The organism is Afipia sp. P52-10 (genome assembly GCF_000516555.1).
GTDB lineage: Bacteria > Pseudomonadota > Alphaproteobacteria > Rhizobiales > Xanthobacteraceae > P52-10.
In genome coordinates this window covers 1,841,561-1,859,616 of record NZ_AZSJ01000003.1, presented here as the reverse complement: position 1 = coordinate 1,859,616, position 18,056 = coordinate 1,841,561, and the positions used below count along the sequence as shown (strand labels likewise).

Genomic DNA, 18,056 nt, shown 5'->3' with positions numbered 1-18,056 from the left:
CGTGCTCGCTACAAGGGCGCGAAGGTGATCGCGCCCTTGTCATCGACCGTGCGCGTCAGCTTGCCCATCGAGGCCAGCATGTTGAGGTGCGCGAGCGACTCGCCGAAAGCCTGCCGCGGATTTTCGAGCAGCACCCGCGGAAACACCTCCTGCGCGACGGCGAACGCGCTCGTCGGGCCGGTCACCAGCGAGGCCATGTCCTCCAGCCGGGCCTGATGGTGCTCGCGAAGCTGGGCGAGCCGCGTGTGCAGCCCGTGAAACGGCAAGCCATGCGAGGGCAGCACCAGCGTATCCGCCGGCAGTTCCTCGAACCGTGCCAATGAATCCAGATATTCCTTCATCGGATTGGCATCGGGCTGCGCCGACGGCACGATCACCGAAGGGGTGATGTGCGACAGCACCTGGTCACCGGCAATCAGGATCTTGTCCGTCTCGCAGAAGAACGATGCATGCTCGGGTGAGTGCCCGCCGGCGGTGATGACACGCCATTCGCGCTTGCCCATCGAGACCCTATCGCCGTCCTTGATACGCGAGAATTCGCGCGGCGGTTTCAGTCCCAGATACTTCGACGGCCGCTGCGCCCCCATGATCGCAGCCGCCTCGTCGGCGGAGGCGCCATTGCGCCGCATGTAATCGGCGAATTGCTCCGTCAGCCCCTCGTCGCGCTCGTGCCACATCATCCAGCCGTTCAGCCATTCCGCGAACGGCAGCCGCACGGCGCACTTCATCTCCTTCACCAGATAGCCGGCGAAGCCGATGTGATCGATATGCGCGTGCGTCAGGGTGAGATTCTGGAGCGGGCGGCTGCGCAGCAGCCCGCGCCAAAGCTTATCCCAGATCTCGAAGATATCGTCGGTGTTCATGCCGCAATCGACGAGGGTCCAGCCCGGACCATCGTCGAGCAGCCAGCAGTTGACGTGGTTGAGGCGCAGCGGCACCGGCAGGCGCACCCAGTACAGTCCTGGCAGCACGTCCGTCAGCTCTCCATAAGCTGGCGGACGCTGCACGGTGAAGCTGAGATCTCCGTCGGCCGATGCCTGCAGTGACACGATCAACCCCTCCCCTTGTTCGCCGCGCGGATCGATCGCCTGCCGCTCAAGGCAGGTTCAAGACCCGCTTGGCGATGATGTTGCGCTGGATGTCGTTGGTCCCCGACGCGATCATCGAGCCGAAGTGCGTGAAGAACGGTCCGAGCAGGTTGATGTCTTCGCCATCGACCGTCTCGAAACCCTGGTTGGCGCCGGCACCGCCTGCGGTTTCCATCAACAGCTCGGTCACATGCTGGGATGCCGAGGCAACGATGATCTTGAGCTGCGACAGCTCCGGTCCCGGATTGTCGCCGAGGCTCATCAAATCGGCGAAACGCTGGTAGGCTGACGACAGATCGGCGATGTCGAGGAAGACCTTCACGTACTTGGCCTGGAATTCCGCATCGCCCCAAGCCCCGTTTGAACGGGCGAGCTTCTCGACTTCCAATAGCGCGGCATTGGCATGGCGCGGGCTGCCGGAGTTCAGTCGCTCGAAGCCGAGCAGGCTCTTGGCGACCGTCCAGCCCTTGTTGACCTCGCCGATGACGTTTTCCTTCGGAATGCGGACGTTCTCGAAGTACTCCTGCGCGAACTCGGCGTGGCCGCTGAGATTGTCGATCGGGCGCACGGTGAGGCCCGGCGTTTTCATGTCGAGCACGAAGAAGGTGATGCCCTCCTGCTTCTTCGCATCCTTGTCGGTGCGCGCCAGCAGGAACATGTGATCGGCCCAGTGTCCCGACGTCGTCCAGATCTTCGAGCCGTTGATCACATAATGGTCGCCGTCGAGCACCGCCGTCGTCTGCAGGCTCGCCAAGTCGGAGCCCGCGTTCGGCTCCGAGTAGCCCTGACACCAGATGTCGTCGTTGGCGATGATGCGCGGCAGATACTTCTGCTTCTGCTCTTCCGTACCCCACCGCATCAGCGTCGGTCCGAACATGACGATGCCCATGTCCGGGTTGCGCATCACGCCGACCCGCTCGCGCTCTTCGATGTAGATGATCTGCTTGGCGGGCGAGAGGCCCATGCCGCCCCACTTCACCGGCCACGCCGGCGCGATCCAGCCCTTGCGCGAGATCGTCTTCATCCAGTCGTTCATCTCGGCGGCGCTGCCGCGGCGGCCGGTGTGACGCATGTGCTTCGGATAGTTCTTGTCGAACCAGGCGAACACGCCGGCGCGGAACTCGTCGTCACTGAACGAATTCCAGTCCACGTCCGCCTTGTCGTCCTGCAGGAACACCGCGGAGAACGGCACGCTCTCCCGCTTCTCGTCGGCAGCGCCGCCGGTCTTCTCCAGCAGCTTGCCGAATCGGCGGCGGTGATCGGCGGGATTGCCCAGCCAGGCATTGAGCGCCATCGCCCGGCGCAAAAACAGACCGACATCGTACTCGTCGGTGAAGCCGATCGCGCCATGCAGCTTCACGGCCTCGCGGCCGATGGTGTGGGCCGCGTCGCCACAGCGCGACTTCGCGCGGCTCGCGGCCATGCTGACCTGATCGGCGCTGGCGTTCGGATCGTTCAAGGTGCGGATGGCGTCCGCAAGCGCGCCGATCGACAGCTCCTTCTGAATCCAGAGATCGACGGCACGGTGCTGCAGCGCCTGGAAGCTGCCGATCGGCTTGCCGAACTGCACCCGGGTCCGCATGTATTCGAGCGTGATGTCGAGCGCCTGATTCATGCAGGCGAACAGCTCGGCGCAGGTCATGATCGTCGCCGCATCGGTCGCGCGGCGGATCGCCGCTTCCGCCTGATCGCCCTTGGCGACGAGCGCCGCCTGATCGAGCTTCACGTCCTTGAAGGTCAGCGTCCCGGCGAATGTTCCGTCGGCGCGCAATTCCTCCCCGATCGACAAGCCCGCCGCATCGGCCTTGACGTGATATAGCGCGATGCCGTCGGCCGTCTTGGCGGCAACGATGAAATCCGTCGCGCTGAACGCCGGGTATACATGCCGCACCGTACCATTCAGCACCGCGCTCTTGCTGGAGGTCTTCGCCTGGACCGTCGAGCCCGCCGCGGTCAGGCCGGGAACGTTTCCAGCCAAGGCCGCACCGATGATGCTTTCCCCTGCGGCAAGCTTCGGCAGCAGCGCCTTCTGCAGGGCCTCGTTGCCGCTGGCGATCAGCAGGCTGGCCGTGAGCACAGAGGAGGCCACCACCGGCTCGGGGCTCAGCATCCGCGCGAGTTCTTCGGCGACCACCGCCATCTCGGTGAAGCCGAGCGCCTGTCCGCCATGTTGCTCCGGAATGATGATGCCGAGCCAGCCTTGTTCCGCCATCTGCGCCCACGCCGCCGGGTCGATGCCCGGCTTGGTGCCGCGGAGCGCGCGGCTGCGCGGCAGACCGCCACGCTTGGCAAAGGAGGAAACCGCATCCCTGAGCAGGCGCAGAAGGTCGCCATCGTCCGACGATTGATCATGCGCGACTGCAACTGACATAGATTTCTCCTTAGATACTGGCAGGTGTTGAACGAGGCCGTTGCGCCTTCGCCGCTGCCGCTTTCTTAGCTTGATATCCACCGGCCGAGAAAGGCGAATGCCGCACGATCGCATTCAAAATGCGCATTTGTGCAGTGCATGAAAATGGACCTGGCTTGAAACGCTGCAATCCGCGACGCTCGCGATCGTTAATCACGGCCTGAAACGCAACGCGCTGTTATCCAGGTCCGGGGCCGTGCCGCGGTCCAGCCATCAGTTACGACCGACTGTCGTGCATAGGCTCCGTCCGGAAACGCAATGCAACGGTCCACCAGTTCATTAAGCTGTGAGTGGTTCTTCGATTCCAGCATCTGCAAAGATCGTTGCCGCGATGGGATGCAAATGTTGGAATCGCACCGGCTCAAAATGAACAAACGAGAGGGGAATATGGCGGGCATCGTCGAAGGCAAGGTCGCGATCGTTACGGGTGGAGGTGGCGCAATCGGCAGCGCGATTGCGCGGCTGCTTGCAAAGGAAGGCGCCAAGGTCGTCGTCAACGACGTCGGCGGCTCCGTGTTCGGCACCGACCAGAATGACCTTGGCCCCGCCCAGAAGACCGTCGCCGACATCAAGGCCGCCGGCGGCGAGGCGATCGCCAATGGCGACAGCGTGTCATCCTGGGAGTCGGCGCAGAAGATCGTGCAGGCCGCGCGCGACACCTATGGCAAGATCGATCTCGTGGTGAACAACGCCGGCATCATCCGGATGGCGAGCTTCCACAAGATGATGCCGAAGGACTGGGAAGACGTTATCAACGTCCACCTGCACGGCAGCTTCTATGTGGCGCGCGCCGCCGCTCCGCACATGCGCGAACAGAAGAGCGGCGCCTTCGTGCACATGGCCTCCACGGCGGGCCTGGTCGGCACCCTCGGCATGGCCAATTATGCCGCGGCCAAGATCGGCATCTGCGGCCTGTCACGCAGCATCGCGATCGACATGGGCCACTTCGGCATCCGTTCGAACGCGATCGCGCCCGCGGCGCACAGCCGGATGATCGATGCGACCCCCAATCAAACCCCGGAAATGGCCGCGCGGATCGAGCGACGCCAGCGCGTCCAAAAGCCGGAGCATATCGCCAACCTGGCGGTGTTCCTGCTGAGCGATGCCGCCAAGACGATCAACGGCCAGATCTTCGGCGCGCGCGGACCCGAAATCTACCTGTACAACCAGCCGCGGCCAATCCGCACCCTCTTCCGCTCTGGCGGTTGGGAGCCCAAGGTGCTGGCGGAACAGTTGCCGCAGATGCTGAAGACATCGCTGACGCCGTTGGAGCGGACGGGCGACGTGTTCAGCTGGGATGTCGACGAGTAAGCATCGACGAGTAAGCATCCCAGCAGCGAAAGCATGATCCGGAAAAGTGCGAAGCGGTTCTCCGAAAAGATCATGCTTATGAGCTAAAGCGCGAGGATGATTGATCCCAATCGCATCGCGCTTTATGCAAAACACCTGATGATGCAAAACGCCTGATGCCAGAGAAGCCCGGTTCGAGACGATCGACCGGGCCTCTCTACTTATGTCATGCCTCCCGCGCCGGGAACACCAGCTCATCCACCCCGCGCGGCACGAAATACGCCTCGACCATCTCCGTCGTGACCTCGTCCAGTGTCGCGGGAGACCATTTCGGCGACCGATCCTTGTCGATCACGGCCGCCCGGATTCCTTCGGGGAAATCGCGATTGATGAAGATCTCGAGTGCGGCGCCATACTCGCGCACGAGGCACTCCCGCAGCGATGTCGAGGCCTTCGCCTCGCGCAGCAGCCGCAGCGTCACTTTGAGGCTGGTCGGCGACTTGGTCTGCAGCAGCTTGGCCGTGGCCTGCGCGAACTCGGAAGCATCACGCTCCAGGGCGGCGATGATGTCGGCGGCGCTGTCGTGGGCCATCGCGGCGTCGATCAGCGGCTTGTGCGCTTCGATCGGCGCCGGCGGACGCGGGATCGAGAAATGCGCCAGCACACCGCGGACCATGCCGTTGGTCGCCTGCGGTCCGAGCCGGATCAGCGCGTCCCGCAGCTCTTTCAGTTTCTCGGACGGAACGAGGGTATCGGCAAAGCCGCAGCGGATCGCCTCCGATCCGTTCATCGATTGGCCGCTCAGCCCGTAATAGGTTCCGAGTTGCCCCGGCGCCCGCGACAGCAACCAGGTTCCGCCGACATCCGGGAAAAAGCCGATCCCGGTTTCCGGCATCGCCAGCGTCGTTCTCTCGGTCACGACCCGATGGCGCCCATGCGCGGACAGGCCGACGCCGCCCCCCATGACGATTCCGTCCATGAACGCGACATAGGGCTTTCGCAGCGAAGCCAGCCGCGCATTCAGAATGTATTCCTCGCGCCAGAACACCTTGCCGAGATCGCCGCCGGCGCGGATGCTCTCGTAAAGGCCACGAATGTCGCCGCCCGCGCACAGACCGCGTTCGCCGGCGCCTTCGAGCAGGATCAGGCCGACGGCCGGATCGGCCTCGAACCGATCGAGCGCCGCGCTCATGAAACGCACCATGTCCAGCGTGATGGCATTGAGCGCCTTCGGACGATTCAATCGGATCACCCCGACCGAACCCTCGGTTTCCGTGATGATCTCTTGATCCTTCTCAAGCACGCTTGTCGTTTCCGTCATCGTCCGGTCTCAATTATTTGCGCGCCACGATCAGCCGCGTGATTTCGTTTGCCCTTCGAGAATCCGGTGCCCCCGCAGGTCACAGCCGCCTCGATCCCATCGCCGACAGATAGCCGTAGCGCCGGTGCCGTTGCAACGCCTGATTGGCGAGTGCAAAGCCGATACCGGCGATGGCGCGCCTGCCCTCGCGGACCGCGGGCCGCATCCGCGCCGTCCGGCCATCAGCGGTGAACGCCGTGCGAAGAACAGACGTTCGGCCTCACGCTCGCTCACGCGCGGGCGATAGAATTGCATGCCAAGAAATCATGCCGAGGAATAAAGGAAAGCGGCCGGCGAGCCCGCGACGACGGATCAAGCCTTCTAAGTCTTGGGGACGGAAATCCCAGCGATGACGAACTCCGTCATCTGCTCCAGCGTCGGCAACGGCTTGTTGGCGCATTGCGCGATCATCTGCGGATGGAAGAAGCGCAGCATCGAGGCACAGACGCACAGCGCGGTCGGCAACGGATCGCAGGGCTTGAACTCGCCGCGCTCGACGCCCTCCGCGATCACCCGAGCGATCGTCTCGCACTCCCGCTGGATATGCGCCTCGCAGATCTGCCAGCTCTCCTCCATGGCGATGGCGACCATCTCGTGCAGCTTGGAATCGCCGACGTAACGCTCTGCATTCATATGATGGATAGCCGCGAACATTTCGCGCAGGCGATCGGTCGCAGACAGCCTCCGGTCATCGGCGATCGCAGTCACCGCGGTCTCGACCTCGCTCATCAGACGGACGGCCACGCCCTCATGAATCGCCTTCTTCGAATCGAAGAAGCGATAGACGTTGGCCGGGCTCATCTTCAGGGTTTTGGCGATATCCGCCACGGTGGTCTTCTGATAGCCGATCTCGCGGAACAGCCGCTCCGCGGTGAGCAGGACCCGCGTGCGGGTGTCGGTTTCGGTATGGTCAAGCGTGATCGACATTATCGCTTCTGTCATGAGCCCGTGTCAGTCATGAGCTCTGTCATTCGGCTGCCAGCGGCAGCATCGGTTGAGCCTCCTCATGAGCCTTCGCCGCATCGCCAGCGTCGGCCTTTGCGATGCTGTCGTCAAGGCTCTTGCGGAACCAAAGCGCGTACAGCCCCGGCAGATAGAGGAGCGTGAGGAAGGTCGCGACGAACAGGCCGCCCATGATGGTGATCGCCATCGGCGCCCAGAACGCGGAGCGCGAAAGCGGGATCATCGCCAGGATCGCCGCAAGCGCCGTCAGGATCACCGGCCGCGCGCGACGGACCGCCGCTTCGACGATCGCATTGCGGCGGGTCATGCCGTGCTGCATGTCGGTGTCGATCTGATCGACCAGAATCACCGAGTTGCGCATGATCATACCGGCAAGCGCGATCAGGCCGAGCAGCGCCACGAAGCCGAACGGCTGGCCGGTCACGTTCAGCGCCAGCGACGTGCCGATAATGCCGAGCGGCGCGGTCAGGAACACCAGAAACATCTTCGAGAAGCTCTGGAGCTGGACCATCAGCAGCGTCAGCATCACGAAGAACATCAGCGGAAACAGCGCCGCCAGCGACGAGTTGCCTTTCTCGGACTCCTCGATCGCCCCGCCCATTTCCAGCCGGTAACCCGGCTCCAACTTGTCGCTGATCGTCTTCAGCTTCGGCCAGAGGGCACTGGAAACCGCCGGCGCCTGCGCTCCGTCCACCACGTCGGAGCGAACGGTGATCGCCATGTCGCGGTTGCGCCGCCAAAGGATCGATTCCTCGTGGCTGTATTCGATCTTGGCGATCTGCGAGAGCGGAACGGCGAGACCGTTGCGCGAGAAGATCGTGAGGTCGCCGACCTTGCCGAGGTCCAGCCGCTCCGAGGCGATCGCCCGCGCCACGACGCCGACCTTCTCCACGCCGTCGCGCACGGTGGTCACCGAGGCGCCGGTGATCAGCAGGCTGAGCGCCTGCGACACATCCTGAGGCGTCAGCCCCATGGCCCGGGCCCGGTCCTGGTCCACCACCAGCTTGAGGTAAGGCGTCTGCTCGTTCCAATCGAGCTGCGGCTCGATCAGCCGCTTCTCCGTACGCATCACCTCACGCACCTGATAGGCGATCTCGCGCACCTTGTCGGTGTCCGGGCCGACCACGCGGAACTGCACCGGGAAACCGACCGGCGGGCCGAAGTTGAAGCGATCGACGCGCACGCGCGCTTCCGGCAGGGCGCCGTCGGCCACGGCCTTCTCGATCCGCGCCTTGATGCGTTCGCGCGCTTCGACGTCCTTGGAGGCGATAACGATCTCGGCGAAGGATTCGTTCGGAAGCTGCGGGTTGAGGCCGAGCCAGAACCGCGGCGATCCCTGACCGATATAGGTCGTGTAGGTGGTGATGTCCTTGTCGTCCTTGAGCAGCTCCTCGGCCTTCTTCGCCGTCTCGGAGGTCACGTTGAACGCGGTGCCTTCCGGCATGCGCAGCTGCAGGAACAGTTCGGGCCGCTCGGACAGCGGGAAAAATTGCTGCTGCACCCGACCGAAGGCGACGATCGACAGCGCGAACAATAGGACAGTCGCTACAACCACCTTGATCCGGTTGTCGACGCACCACTGAATGACACGGCGCAGGCGGTTGTAGAGGGGGGTCTCGTAAATCGCATGGGGATTGTGGTTCAGCGGATCATGCAACGCGAAGGTGGGCAACAGCTTCACCCCGAGATAGGGCGTGAAGATCACCGCGACGAACCAGGATGCGACCAGGGCGATGCTGACGATCCAGAAGATGCCGCCGGCATATTCGCCGGTGCTCGACGGCGCGAGCCCGATCGGCAGGAACCCCGCCGCCGTGATCAGCGTGCCGGTCAGCATCGGAAAGGCCGTCGAGTCCCAGGCGAACGAGGCGGCCTTCAGCCGCTCCACGCCCTGCTCCATCTTCACGACCATCATCTCGACGGCGATGATCGCGTCGTCGACCAACAGGCCGAGCGCGATGATCAGCGCACCGAGCGTGATGCGATGCAGATCGAGCCCCATCACGCTCATCACGGTGAAGACGATCGCCAGCACCAGTGGCACCGACAACGCCACGACGATGCCGGTACGCCAGCCGAGCGACAGGAAACTGACCGCCAGCACGATCGCCAGCGCCTCGATGAACGCGCGTACGAATTCCTTGATGGCGTGATCGACGACGTGCGGCTGATCGGCGATCTGCTCGATCTCGAAACCGACCGGCACCGCGGCCATGAACTCGTCGGTGGCCTTCTTCACGTCCTCGCCAAGCTCGAGGATGTTGCCGCCCTTGGCCATCACCACGCCGACGCCGAGCGCCGCCTTGCCGCGCTGGCGCACCATGTAATCCGACGGGTCCTCGAAGCCGCGCGTGACGGTAGCGATATCGCCCAGCCGGAACACGCGTCCGTTCGACTCCACCGGAATTTCCGCGACGGCCTGGGCGCCGTCCAGCGCGCCCGTCACCCGTAGCGACACCCGCTGCGATGAGGTTTCAACGACGCCAGCGGGCGTCACCGCGTTCTGCTTGGCGATCGAATCGAACAGCGCCTGCGGGGTGATGCCGAGCGTCGCCAGCTTCGCATGCGAGAACTCGACGTAGATCTTTTCGTCCTGCACGCCGTAGAGGTTGACCTTGACGACGTTCGTCACCTTGAGGAGGCGCTGACGCAATCCCTCGGCGACCTTCTTCAGCTGCGCATAGTCCGCGCCTTCACCGGTCAGCATGTAGAGGATCGAATCGACGTCGCCGTATTCGTCGTTGACCATCGGGCCGATCACGCCCGCCGGCAGATCGGCGCGGAGATCGTTCAGCTTCTTGCGCGTCAGATAGAAGAGGTTCGGAACCTCCTTCGGCGGCGTCGTATCCTTGAAGATGACCTGCATCGCCGAGAAGCCCGGCTTGCTGTAGGTCTGCACCTTGTCGAAATAGGGCAGCTCCTGCAGCTTCTTCTCGATCGGATCGGCCACCTGGCTCTGCATTTCCAGCGCCGTGGCACCGGGCCAGATCACCGAGACGACGGCCAGCTTGATGGTGAAGGACGGGTCTTCACCGCGCCCGAGCCGCTGATACGACAGCAGCCCCGCCAGCGAGAGGGCGATGATCAGGAACAGCACGAGCGGCTGGTGGTGAACGGCCCAGTCCGACAGATTGAAGCGACGCATGATCCGCCCCGTGGAATTCGTGCTGTGCTAGCTAGAATGACAGGCTGGAAACGACCCGCACCTTCTGGGCGGTGTCGAGCTTATGTACGCCGAGCGCGACAATGTTTTCGCCGTCCTTGACGCCGTCGGCGATCACCGCATCGCGGGTTTCGTAGGACTTGACCGTAACCGGCCGCAACTCGACCTTGCCGGTTGCCGCGTCGGCAACGAACACCGACGGTCCGTGCCCTTGATTGAACACCGCCGACAGCGGCACCCGCGCGACGCGCTCGCTCGCCGGCTCGGCGAGGGTCAGCGTCGCGGTCATCCCGAGCTTCACCGCATCGTCGGCCGCAGGAATCGAGAACTTCGCCAGATAGGTCCGGGTGGCGGCGTCGGCGACCGGCGCGAACTCGCGCAACTTGGCGGCATAGGTCTTGCCCGGCTCGGACCACAGCGAAACGTGCGCCTCGCCGCCCTGGGCGCGCGCGACCAGGGTTTCCGGCACGGCGACGACGGCTTCCTTTTCCGCGACGCGGGCGATCCGCACGACGCCCTGGCCGGACGCCACCACCTGCCCCGGTTCGGCGGCGGTTGCCATGACCACGCCGCGCGCGTCAGCGCGCAAGGTGGCATAGGAGAGATTGTTCTTGGTGAGCTCGACCGAACGTTCCGCGCGGATCACACGGCCGCGCGCCTCGGCCGCAGCCGCCTTGGCCTGGTCCATCTGCGCGTCGGTGCTCCAACCCTTCCGCCGCAGCTCCGCGGCGCGATTCTCCGCCGCCTGCGCTTGGGCCAGCACACCGTTCGCCGCGCGTAATTCCGCATCGGCCTGCTCCGCCTGCAGCTTCAGGTCGGCATCGTCGAGCAGCGCCAGTGGCTGACCGACATCGACGACCTGACCGACCTCAACCAGCCGCTTGGCGACCTTGCCCGGCACGCGAAAGCCGACATCGGTTTCGATTCGGGGACGGATCGTCCCGACGAAGCTGCGATCGGGGGTCTGCGGGGCGTAATGCACCTTGATGGTCAGCACCGGACGCTCGGGCTTGGCCTCTTCCTGGGCCTGGCCGTCGCACCCGGCGAGGGCGAGCGAGAGAATGGCAAGAACTGCGAAGGCAATGAAAGGGGTTGGGACGCGGCTGCTGGACAATCGGGGCAGGTCGCTCATGGCGAGACTCCAAGAAGAATTGGCCGGAGAATCCATTGACGAGTGACGAATGTCAATATTCGTCACCAATCACAATTTTGCGATGCGCCAAAAATGTAACGATCTTTAACATCGCCGGATGTGCGGCGAATGCGCCAGCCTCTTGAAATTTCTCGCTCATTCTGGTCCGGCTGGGGGCCTGAGATTTCCTCGCCGGCCGCGACCGCTCATGGTCCGCACCCCACCCGAAGCAACCAGCTCAAGGACATCCTGCATGGCCACCCCCACCGACCACGCCCGTATCGACGTCGATTCCCCCGGCGTGGCGCGGCTGACCATCTGCAACGCCGGTTCGATGACCATCCTCAATTCGAAGGTGATCGACAGCCTGCGTCAGGCGATCGAAACCTTGGGCCAGCGCAAGGGCATCCGCGCCCTCGTCATTCAGGGTGAGACCGAGAAGGCCTTCATCGGCGGCGCCGATATCAAGGAGATGGCGACCCTGCAGCAGGGCAGCGCCGAGGCCTTCATCACCCGCCTGCGCGACCTTTGCGAGGCCGCGCGCATGTTCCCGGCGCCGGTGATCGCCCGCATTCCCGGCTGGTGTCTCGGCGGCGGACTGGAATTCGCCCTCTGCTGCGATTTCCGCATTGCCTCGAACCAGGCGAAGTTTGCCATGCCGGAGGTGAAAGTCGGCATTCCTTCGGTGATCCACGCGGCGATGCTGCCACGGGTGATGGGCACCTCGCGGGCGCGCTGGCTGGTGATGACCGGCGCGACGATCGGTGCCGACACGGCGCTGCAATGGAGCCTGGTCGATACGGTCGCGGCGCCGGACAAGCTCGATGCAGAGGTCGAAACGCTGCTGACCGAATTGCTCGAATGCGGCGCGGAGGCTCTTGCCGCGCAGAAGGTGCTGATCCGGAAGTGGGACGAACTGCCGCTGACGGAGGCGGTCAATGCCAGCATCCCGATCTTCGGCCGCTCGTTCCTCACCGACGAGCCGCACAAGCATATGCAGGCCTTCATCAACCGTCCGCGGCCGGCCAAGGCGTAACACGCCTCCACTGGAACAGGCGTCACCCCGCTGAAAAGGCGTGACCACGCCGACACTGAAGCGGATGTGATCGCAGCCGGCGGGGCAATGGCTGGATTCCCACTGCCCTGCCTCCTAAGTTCGAGCAGCGCTTTCCCGCATCACGTCATCCCACGGTCAGCGTCTTGCGTCTGTCTCGAATGCTGTTGGCCTTTGCCGTTCTCGTCATCGCCGCACCCATCGCTGCGTCGGCTGCGCGTTATGCGTTCAGCGCGCGCGCAACGAACTGGCAGGTCGCCGACCGCTCCAGCGCCGGCCTGCTGCCGGTCGCATCGGCCAACCATGACGCTGCCGTGCGCATCTTCGCGGCGCGGACGGTGCGCTGGCGCGGCATCTTCGCCGTGCACTGCTGGATCGTCTTCAAGGACAGGAACGCGCCCAGCTACACGCGCTACGACTACACCGCCTGGGGCACGCCCATTCGCGTCAACGGCTTTGCCGCGGACGGCCGCTGGTTCGGCGAGACGCCGGAGATCGTGTTCGCCGCCGACGGTGCCGACGCTGAACTGCTGATTCCGAAGATCAAGAGCGCCATCGCCTCTTACGCCTACCGCAACGACGGAGACTATCGCGCCTGGCCCGGCCCGAACTCCAACACCTTCATCGCCGCGATCCTTGATGCCGTGCCGGAGATCAACGCCGTCCTGCCGCCGACCGCGATCGGCAAGGACTTCCCGTATAACCAAAGCTGGTTGTCTTCGACGGCATCCGGCACAGGTATGCGCGCGACGCTGGGTGGCTATCTGACATTGACGATCGGCTGGATCGAAGGTGTCGAACTCAGTCTGTTCGGCGGCGTGATCGGTCTTGATATCCGCAGACCGGCCATCAAGTTGCCGGGCCTCGGCCGGATCGGCATGAGCGCCGTGTCCGCCTGACGAAACGTCGCAAGCGCATCGCACCACGGCCCGGCGTTTTCGCCAGTCTATCGTCGCGGATTTTTCTTCGCTAACGTTCCAGTCACCGTCGGCAAGCAAGACCGGCATCAAAATAAGGAGACGTGCGCGATGGCCAACGCCCCCGACAACAATCCGGAACATCGCATCCCCGTCATCGTCGGCATCGGCGAGATCACCGACAAGCCGGCCAAACCCGTGGATGGTCTCGAGCCGCTGGCGCTGATGGCCGAAGCGTTGAAGCGCGCCGAACAGGATGCCGGCGCGAAGCTGATCGCTCAGATCGATTCCCTCGACGTCATTGCCATGGTCAGCTGGTCCTACGAGGATCCGCCGCGCCAGCTTTGCGAGCGTCTCGGCATCGCCCCGAAGCGCAAGACCTATGGTCCAATTCATGGCGAGTCGCCGATCCGCTTTCTGCACGAGGCGGCGCTGCGCATCCAACGCGGCGAAAGCACGGTCAGCGCGATCTGCGGCGCGGAAGCGCAGAACTCCGTCGCCAAGGCGCAGAAGGCCGAGGTGAAGCTGCCGTGGACGCCGTTCGCGGAGAACGGTCCGCCGATCGTGCGCGGCGCGTCCTATCAGAAACCGCTGGCGGTGGCGCTGGGCGTGTTCCAGCCGATCACCGTCTATCCCTTCTACGATGCCGCCACCGCCCATCACTGGGGGCAGACGCCGCGCGAAACCTTGCGCGAATCGAGCGAGCTTTGGTCCACCTACTCCTCAGTCGCCGCGCAGAACCCGTACGCCTGGCTGAAACGTCCGCTTGATGCGGACACGATCATGACGCCGACGGCGGAGAACCGCCTGATCGCCTGGCCGTACAACAAGTTCATGGTCGCCAATCCGATGGTAAACCAGGGCGCGGCGCTGATCGTCACCAGCCTTGCCCATGCCAAGGCCGCCGGCATTGCCGAAAGCAAGATGGTGTTCTTCCTCGGCGGCGCCTCGGCGGAAGAACCGCGCGACTATCTCGAACGCGATCAGTACGTCGAGAGCCACGCCCAGAATGCGGTGCTGAAGTCGGTGATCGATCTCGCCGGCGGCGACGGCACCAAGTTCGATGCGATGGAGCTCTATAGCTGCTTCCCCTGCGTGCCGAAGATGGCGCGGCGCACGCTGGGCTTCGACGCCAACGTGCAGCCGACCGTCACCGGCGGGCTGACGTTCTTCGGCGGCCCGCTCGGCAACTACATGACCCATGCCGCCTGCGCGATGGTGCGCCGCGTCCGCGATGGCGCCAAGCTCGGTCTGCTCTATGGCCAGGGTGGCTACGTCACCAAGCATCACGCACTGGTGCTGACCCCGCAGAAGTCGACCGACGTTCTGCCGGAGGATGTGAGCGTGCAGGCGATCGCAGATGCCAAGCGGGGACCAGTGCCGGCGTTCACAGCCGACGCCAGCGGCAAGGGCACGGTGGAAAGCTTCACCGTGATCTATGACCGCGACGGCGAGGTGAAGCACGGCGTCGTCATCCTGCGCACCGAGGCGAATGCGCGAACGCTGGCCCGTGTCCCGGCCAGCGACAAGCCGACGCTCGCACGTCTGCTCGATCTCGACCGCTCGCCGATCGGCAGCACCGGCGCGATCAGCAAGGCGGACGACGGCATGCCGGAGTGGAAAGCCGCCTGACCGACGGCCCTCGGAGAGGCGCATGACCGACCAGACCATCACCGACGCGGAAAAAGCCTTCGCTCCGATCAGGGCTTATATCGATGCTCTGAACAGCGGCGATGTGGACGGCGTCCGCGCCGCCTATCATTTCCCGCATGTGTTGTTCAATCGCGGTCGGGTGGTGCATTACCCGACTGCCGACAGCTTCTCGCTGGGCGACTTCCTCAACCGGGTCGGGCCGGATGGCTGGGTTCGCAGTTCGATCGATAGCCATCGCGTGGTGCTGTCCGGACCGCAGAAGGTTCACTTCGACGTCCGCTTCACACGCTGGCGCGCCGACGGCTCGGCCATCGGCGTGCATCACTCGCTCTATATCGTCACCGAAATCGACGGCCGCTGGGGCCTGCAGTCGCGCTCCAGCTACGGCTGATGATCACCAAGCAACACATCAAGCATCGGGAGAGAACACCATGAGCAGCGACGCCGTTCTGACCAAGAAGGTGGCCGACCACGTCATGCTTGTCACCATCAACCGGCCGGACGCCCGCAACGCCGTCAACGGCGACGTGGCCCAGGGTATCGAGCGGGCGGTGCTCGACAGCGAGAAGGACCCGGATATCTGGGTGGTGATCCTGACCGGCACCGGCGACAAGGCGTTCTGCGCGGGCGCCGACCTCAAGGCAGTCTCGGCGGGAACGGCCGGCGGATTGAGCACGCCGGGCGGCGGCTTCGCGGGGTTCGTGCATCAGCCGCGAACCAAGCCCTGGATCGCAGCCGTCAACGGCTTCGCGCTCGCCGGGGGAACCGAAATCGCGCTCGCCTGCGACCTGATCGTCGCCATCGAGGAAGCGGCCTTCGGCTTGCCGGAGGTGAAGCGCGGTCTCGTCGCCGCCGCCGGTGGCCTCTATCGCCTGCCGCGCGCCCTGCCGAAAGCGATCGCGCTGGAGCTGATCATGACCGGCGCCCACTTCGACGCCAAGCGCGCGTTCCACTATGGCCTGATCAACCGCCTGGTTCCACGCGACAAGCTGATGCCGGAAGCGCTGAAGCTCGCGGCCGACATCTGCGAGAATGCACCGATCGCGGTGCGCGAGAGCCTCGGCATCGCCCGTCAGGCGCTCGACCTGGACGATGCCGCCCTGCGCGAGGCATCCGGCGTCGCTGCGCGCAGAAATGCCGCGACCGAAGACTATAAGGAAGGCCCGCGCGCCTTCATCGAGAAGCGTGCGCCGCGCTGGGCCGGACGCTGATCCAGCGGCCACTGCTCCGCTCGCGGTTCGATTCCAACATTTGCATCCCGCTGCGGCACGCTTCCTGCAAATGTTGGAATCAAAGAACCACGAGCAACATAAAAGCTTCGTGGAGCTTGGGATTCGACATTCGCATGGCGCACCCCGCGGCGAGGTGGGATGCGAATGTCAAATCCCGCTCCGCTCGTGGTTCGATTCCAACATTTGCATCCCGCTGCGGCAACGCTTCCTGCAAATGTTGGAATCAAAGAACCACGAGCAACATAAAAGCTTCGTGGAGCTTGGGATTCGACATTCGCATGGCGCACCCCACGGCGAGGTGGGATGCGAATGTCAAATCCCGCTCCGCTCGTGGTTCGATTCCAACATTTGCATCCCACTGTGGCAACGCTCCCTGCAAATGTTGGGATCAAAGAACCACGAGCAAACATAAAAGCTTCGTGGAGCCTGGGATTCGACATTCGCATGGCGCACCCCGCGGCGAGGTGGGATGCGAATGTCAAATCCCGCTCCACGAGTCGGGCGGCACCGTCGTTCCGTCGCCCGGCCCGGGCACCACGCCCGATTTGACCTCGCGCGGTCCCTCGCTGAGCGCTCGCCGCATCGGCGCGCACTGTGCACGAAAGGGAGCCTGCTTGACGCTGCACGACTGCCCTGTCCGCGCATTGCTTGACAGTTCTGTTGAAATTCATAGCGTAGATTATCCTCCGATAAGGCAGTATCGGAGATGAATCATAACGTCAGATGGAAGCTATCTGAAAGATTCGTCTCTAAGCGGCGCCGGAGCGGCTTGTAGGACCGATTTCGCTCCCGCAAGGAATGACATAAATAAAGTTTCCGCGGCGCGGCCTCCGCACGCACCGCGCAGCCTGGAGAAAACGCCATGATCGATAATCTCGACGAGCAGCTCGGTTTCGCTCCGGATTACGATTCCCCCGTGCCCTACATGAAGCGCACGCGCGACTACTACACCGCCATCGGCTACACGACGCCGTATCGCTGGGCCCACTATCTCGAAGCGCCGTTTCAGCCGCTGAAGAAACCGCTGGCGCAGTCGCGGGTAACGATCATCACCACTGCCGCGCCTTATGATCCCGCGAAAGGCGATCAGGGCCCGGGCGCGAAGTACAATGGCGGCGCCAAGTTCTATCAGGTCTACGATGGCGACACGACCAAGCAGCACGACCTGCGCATCTCGCACATCGGCTACGACCGCATCCACACCACCGCAGAAGACTCCGGCACCTGGTTTCCGCTGCCGCAACTGATCAAGGCGAAGGACAAGGGTCGGATCGGCGAGGTGGCGCCGCGCTTCTTCGGCGCGCCGACCAACCGCAGCCACCGTGTCACGGTCGAGACTGACGCGCCGGAGATCCTCAAGCGCTGCCGCGAGGACAAGGTCGATGTCGCGGTGCTGGTGCCGAATTGCCCGGTTTGCCACCAGACCACCGCCCTGGTTGCCCGGCACCTGGAAGCCAACGGCATCCCGACCGTCATCATGGGATGCGCCAAGGATATCATCGAGCACGCCGCCGCGCCGCGCTTCCTGTTCAGCGACTTCCCGCTCGGCAACTCGGCCGGCAAGCCCCACGATGTCGAATCCCAGGCCCTGACCCTCGAGCTCGCGCTGCGCGTGCTGGAGTCGGCGCCGGGTCCGCGCACCACCATGCAGTCGCCGCTGCGCTGGAACGCCGATGGCAAGTGGAAGCTCGACTACAACAACATCGAGACCATGAGCGCCGAAGAGCTCGAGAAGCGCCGCCGCGAGTTCGATAAGCAGAAGGAAATCGCGCGCGGTCTGCGCGTCGCCTGATC

The 18,056-nt window shown here is 64.1% G+C and carries 14 protein-coding genes; 7 read left to right on the top strand and 7 right to left on the bottom strand.

Annotated features, from left to right (window positions below):
* Positions 1-8: 8 nt before the first annotated feature.
* Both X566_RS10175 and X566_RS10170 read right to left on the bottom strand, forming a co-directional pair.
* On the bottom strand, positions 9-1,049 hold the full coding sequence (locus X566_RS10175) for an MBL fold metallo-hydrolase (protein WP_152539837.1): 1,041 nt from the start codon (positions 1,047-1,049) through the stop codon (positions 9-11).
* A gap of 46 nt (positions 1,050-1,095) precedes the next feature.
* Positions 1,096-3,459 carry an acyl-CoA dehydrogenase gene (locus X566_RS10170; protein ID WP_051443990.1) on the bottom strand — a complete coding sequence of 788 codons (2,364 nt, stop codon included), beginning with the start codon at positions 3,457-3,459 and terminating at the stop codon, positions 1,096-1,098.
* A 426-nt stretch (positions 3,460-3,885) separates the two neighbouring features.
* Here X566_RS10170 and X566_RS10165 point away from each other — a divergent pair, with 426 nt between their 5' ends.
* On the top strand, positions 3,886-4,809 hold the full coding sequence (locus tag X566_RS10165) for an SDR family oxidoreductase (RefSeq protein ID WP_034465815.1): 924 nt from the start codon (positions 3,886-3,888) through the stop codon (positions 4,807-4,809).
* 205 nt (positions 4,810-5,014) lie between these two features.
* Here the strand turns inward: X566_RS10165 and X566_RS10160 are convergent, their stop codons facing one another.
* From X566_RS10160 to X566_RS10145, 5 genes are all read right to left on the bottom strand, one after another.
* Complete coding sequence (locus X566_RS10160; RefSeq protein WP_034465812.1) at positions 5,015-6,109, bottom strand: enoyl-CoA hydratase/isomerase family protein; 1,095 nt, start codon at positions 6,107-6,109, stop codon at positions 5,015-5,017.
* Between the two features lie 79 nt (positions 6,110-6,188).
* Positions 6,189-6,314 carry a hypothetical protein gene (locus X566_RS25575; protein ID WP_409337816.1) on the bottom strand — a complete coding sequence of 42 codons (126 nt, stop codon included), beginning with the start codon at positions 6,312-6,314 and terminating at the stop codon, positions 6,189-6,191.
* Between the two features lie 155 nt (positions 6,315-6,469).
* The gene (locus tag X566_RS10155) at positions 6,470-7,075 is read right to left on the bottom strand and encodes a TetR/AcrR family transcriptional regulator (protein ID WP_034465809.1); all 606 of its coding nucleotides are present in this window, start codon (positions 7,073-7,075) and stop codon (positions 6,470-6,472) included.
* Between the two features lie 40 nt (positions 7,076-7,115).
* Entirely contained in the window at positions 7,116-10,256 is a 3,141-nt protein-coding gene (locus X566_RS10150; RefSeq protein WP_034465806.1) for an efflux RND transporter permease subunit, read from the bottom strand.
* Positions 10,257-10,287: 31 nt separating this feature from the next.
* The gene (locus X566_RS10145; protein ID WP_081740119.1) at positions 10,288-11,406 is read right to left on the bottom strand and encodes an efflux RND transporter periplasmic adaptor subunit; all 1,119 of its coding nucleotides are present in this window, start codon (positions 11,404-11,406) and stop codon (positions 10,288-10,290) included.
* A gap of 253 nt (positions 11,407-11,659) precedes the next feature.
* Here X566_RS10145 and X566_RS10140 point away from each other — a divergent pair, with 253 nt between their 5' ends.
* The 6 genes from X566_RS10140 to X566_RS10115 all read left to right on the top strand — a co-directional run bounded on the left by X566_RS10140 (position 11,660) and on the right by X566_RS10115 (position 18,054).
* Positions 11,660-12,442: an enoyl-CoA hydratase gene (locus tag X566_RS10140; RefSeq protein ID WP_034465803.1), complete on the top strand. Its 783-nt coding sequence runs from the start codon at positions 11,660-11,662 to the stop codon at positions 12,440-12,442.
* Between the two features lie 179 nt (positions 12,443-12,621).
* Positions 12,622-13,359 (top strand): DUF3750 domain-containing protein, encoded by a 738-nt coding sequence (locus X566_RS10135; RefSeq protein ID WP_034465800.1) that lies wholly within the window; start codon positions 12,622-12,624, stop codon positions 13,357-13,359.
* A gap of 129 nt (positions 13,360-13,488) precedes the next feature.
* Positions 13,489-15,009, top strand: coding sequence for an acetyl-CoA acetyltransferase (locus X566_RS10130; RefSeq protein ID WP_034465798.1), 1,521 nt, complete (start codon positions 13,489-13,491; stop codon positions 15,007-15,009).
* Positions 15,010-15,031: 22 nt separating this feature from the next.
* Positions 15,032-15,421, top strand: coding sequence for a hypothetical protein (locus X566_RS23895; RefSeq protein WP_051443989.1), 390 nt, complete (start codon positions 15,032-15,034; stop codon positions 15,419-15,421).
* A 40-nt stretch (positions 15,422-15,461) separates the two neighbouring features.
* Entirely contained in the window at positions 15,462-16,241 is a 780-nt protein-coding gene (locus tag X566_RS10120; protein ID WP_034465796.1) for an enoyl-CoA hydratase-related protein, read from the top strand.
* A gap of 883 nt (positions 16,242-17,124) precedes the next feature.
* A complete protein-coding gene (locus tag X566_RS10115) occupies positions 17,125-18,054 on the top strand; it encodes a glycine/sarcosine/betaine reductase selenoprotein B family protein (protein ID WP_034465793.1) in 930 nt (309 codons plus the stop codon).
* The last annotated feature ends 2 nt before the right edge of the window (positions 18,055-18,056 follow it).

What these genes read in the sequence shown, in the direction of transcription:
- X566_RS10170 (WP_051443990.1), bottom strand. Translation starts at nt 3,459, where the DNA reads ATGTCAGTTGCAGTCGCGCATGATCAATCGTCGGACGATGGCGACCTT.
- X566_RS10165 (WP_034465815.1), top strand. Translation starts at nt 3,886, where the DNA reads ATGGCGGGCATCGTCGAAGGCAAGGTCGCGATCGTTACGGGTGGAGGT.
- X566_RS10160 (WP_034465812.1), bottom strand. Translation starts at nt 6,109, where the DNA reads ATGACGGAAACGACAAGCGTGCTTGAGAAGGATCAAGAGATCATCACG.
- X566_RS25575 (WP_409337816.1), bottom strand. Translation starts at nt 6,314, where the DNA reads ATGCGGCCCGCGGTCCGCGAGGGCAGGCGCGCCATCGCCGGTATCGGC.
- X566_RS10155 (WP_034465809.1), bottom strand. Translation starts at nt 7,075, where the DNA reads ATGTCGATCACGCTTGACCATACCGAAACCGACACCCGCACGCGGGTC.
- X566_RS10150 (WP_034465806.1), bottom strand. Translation starts at nt 10,256, where the DNA reads ATGCGTCGCTTCAATCTGTCGGACTGGGCCGTTCACCACCAGCCGCTC.
- X566_RS10145 (WP_081740119.1), bottom strand. Translation starts at nt 11,406, where the DNA reads ATGAGCGACCTGCCCCGATTGTCCAGCAGCCGCGTCCCAACCCCTTTC.
- X566_RS10140 (WP_034465803.1), top strand. Translation starts at nt 11,660, where the DNA reads ATGGCCACCCCCACCGACCACGCCCGTATCGACGTCGATTCCCCCGGC.
- X566_RS10135 (WP_034465800.1), top strand. Translation starts at nt 12,622, where the DNA reads ATGCTGTTGGCCTTTGCCGTTCTCGTCATCGCCGCACCCATCGCTGCG.
- X566_RS10130 (WP_034465798.1), top strand. Translation starts at nt 13,489, where the DNA reads ATGGCCAACGCCCCCGACAACAATCCGGAACATCGCATCCCCGTCATC.
- X566_RS23895 (WP_051443989.1), top strand. Translation starts at nt 15,032, where the DNA reads ATGACCGACCAGACCATCACCGACGCGGAAAAAGCCTTCGCTCCGATC.
- X566_RS10120 (WP_034465796.1), top strand. Translation starts at nt 15,462, where the DNA reads ATGAGCAGCGACGCCGTTCTGACCAAGAAGGTGGCCGACCACGTCATG.
- X566_RS10115 (WP_034465793.1), top strand. Translation starts at nt 17,125, where the DNA reads ATGATCGATAATCTCGACGAGCAGCTCGGTTTCGCTCCGGATTACGAT.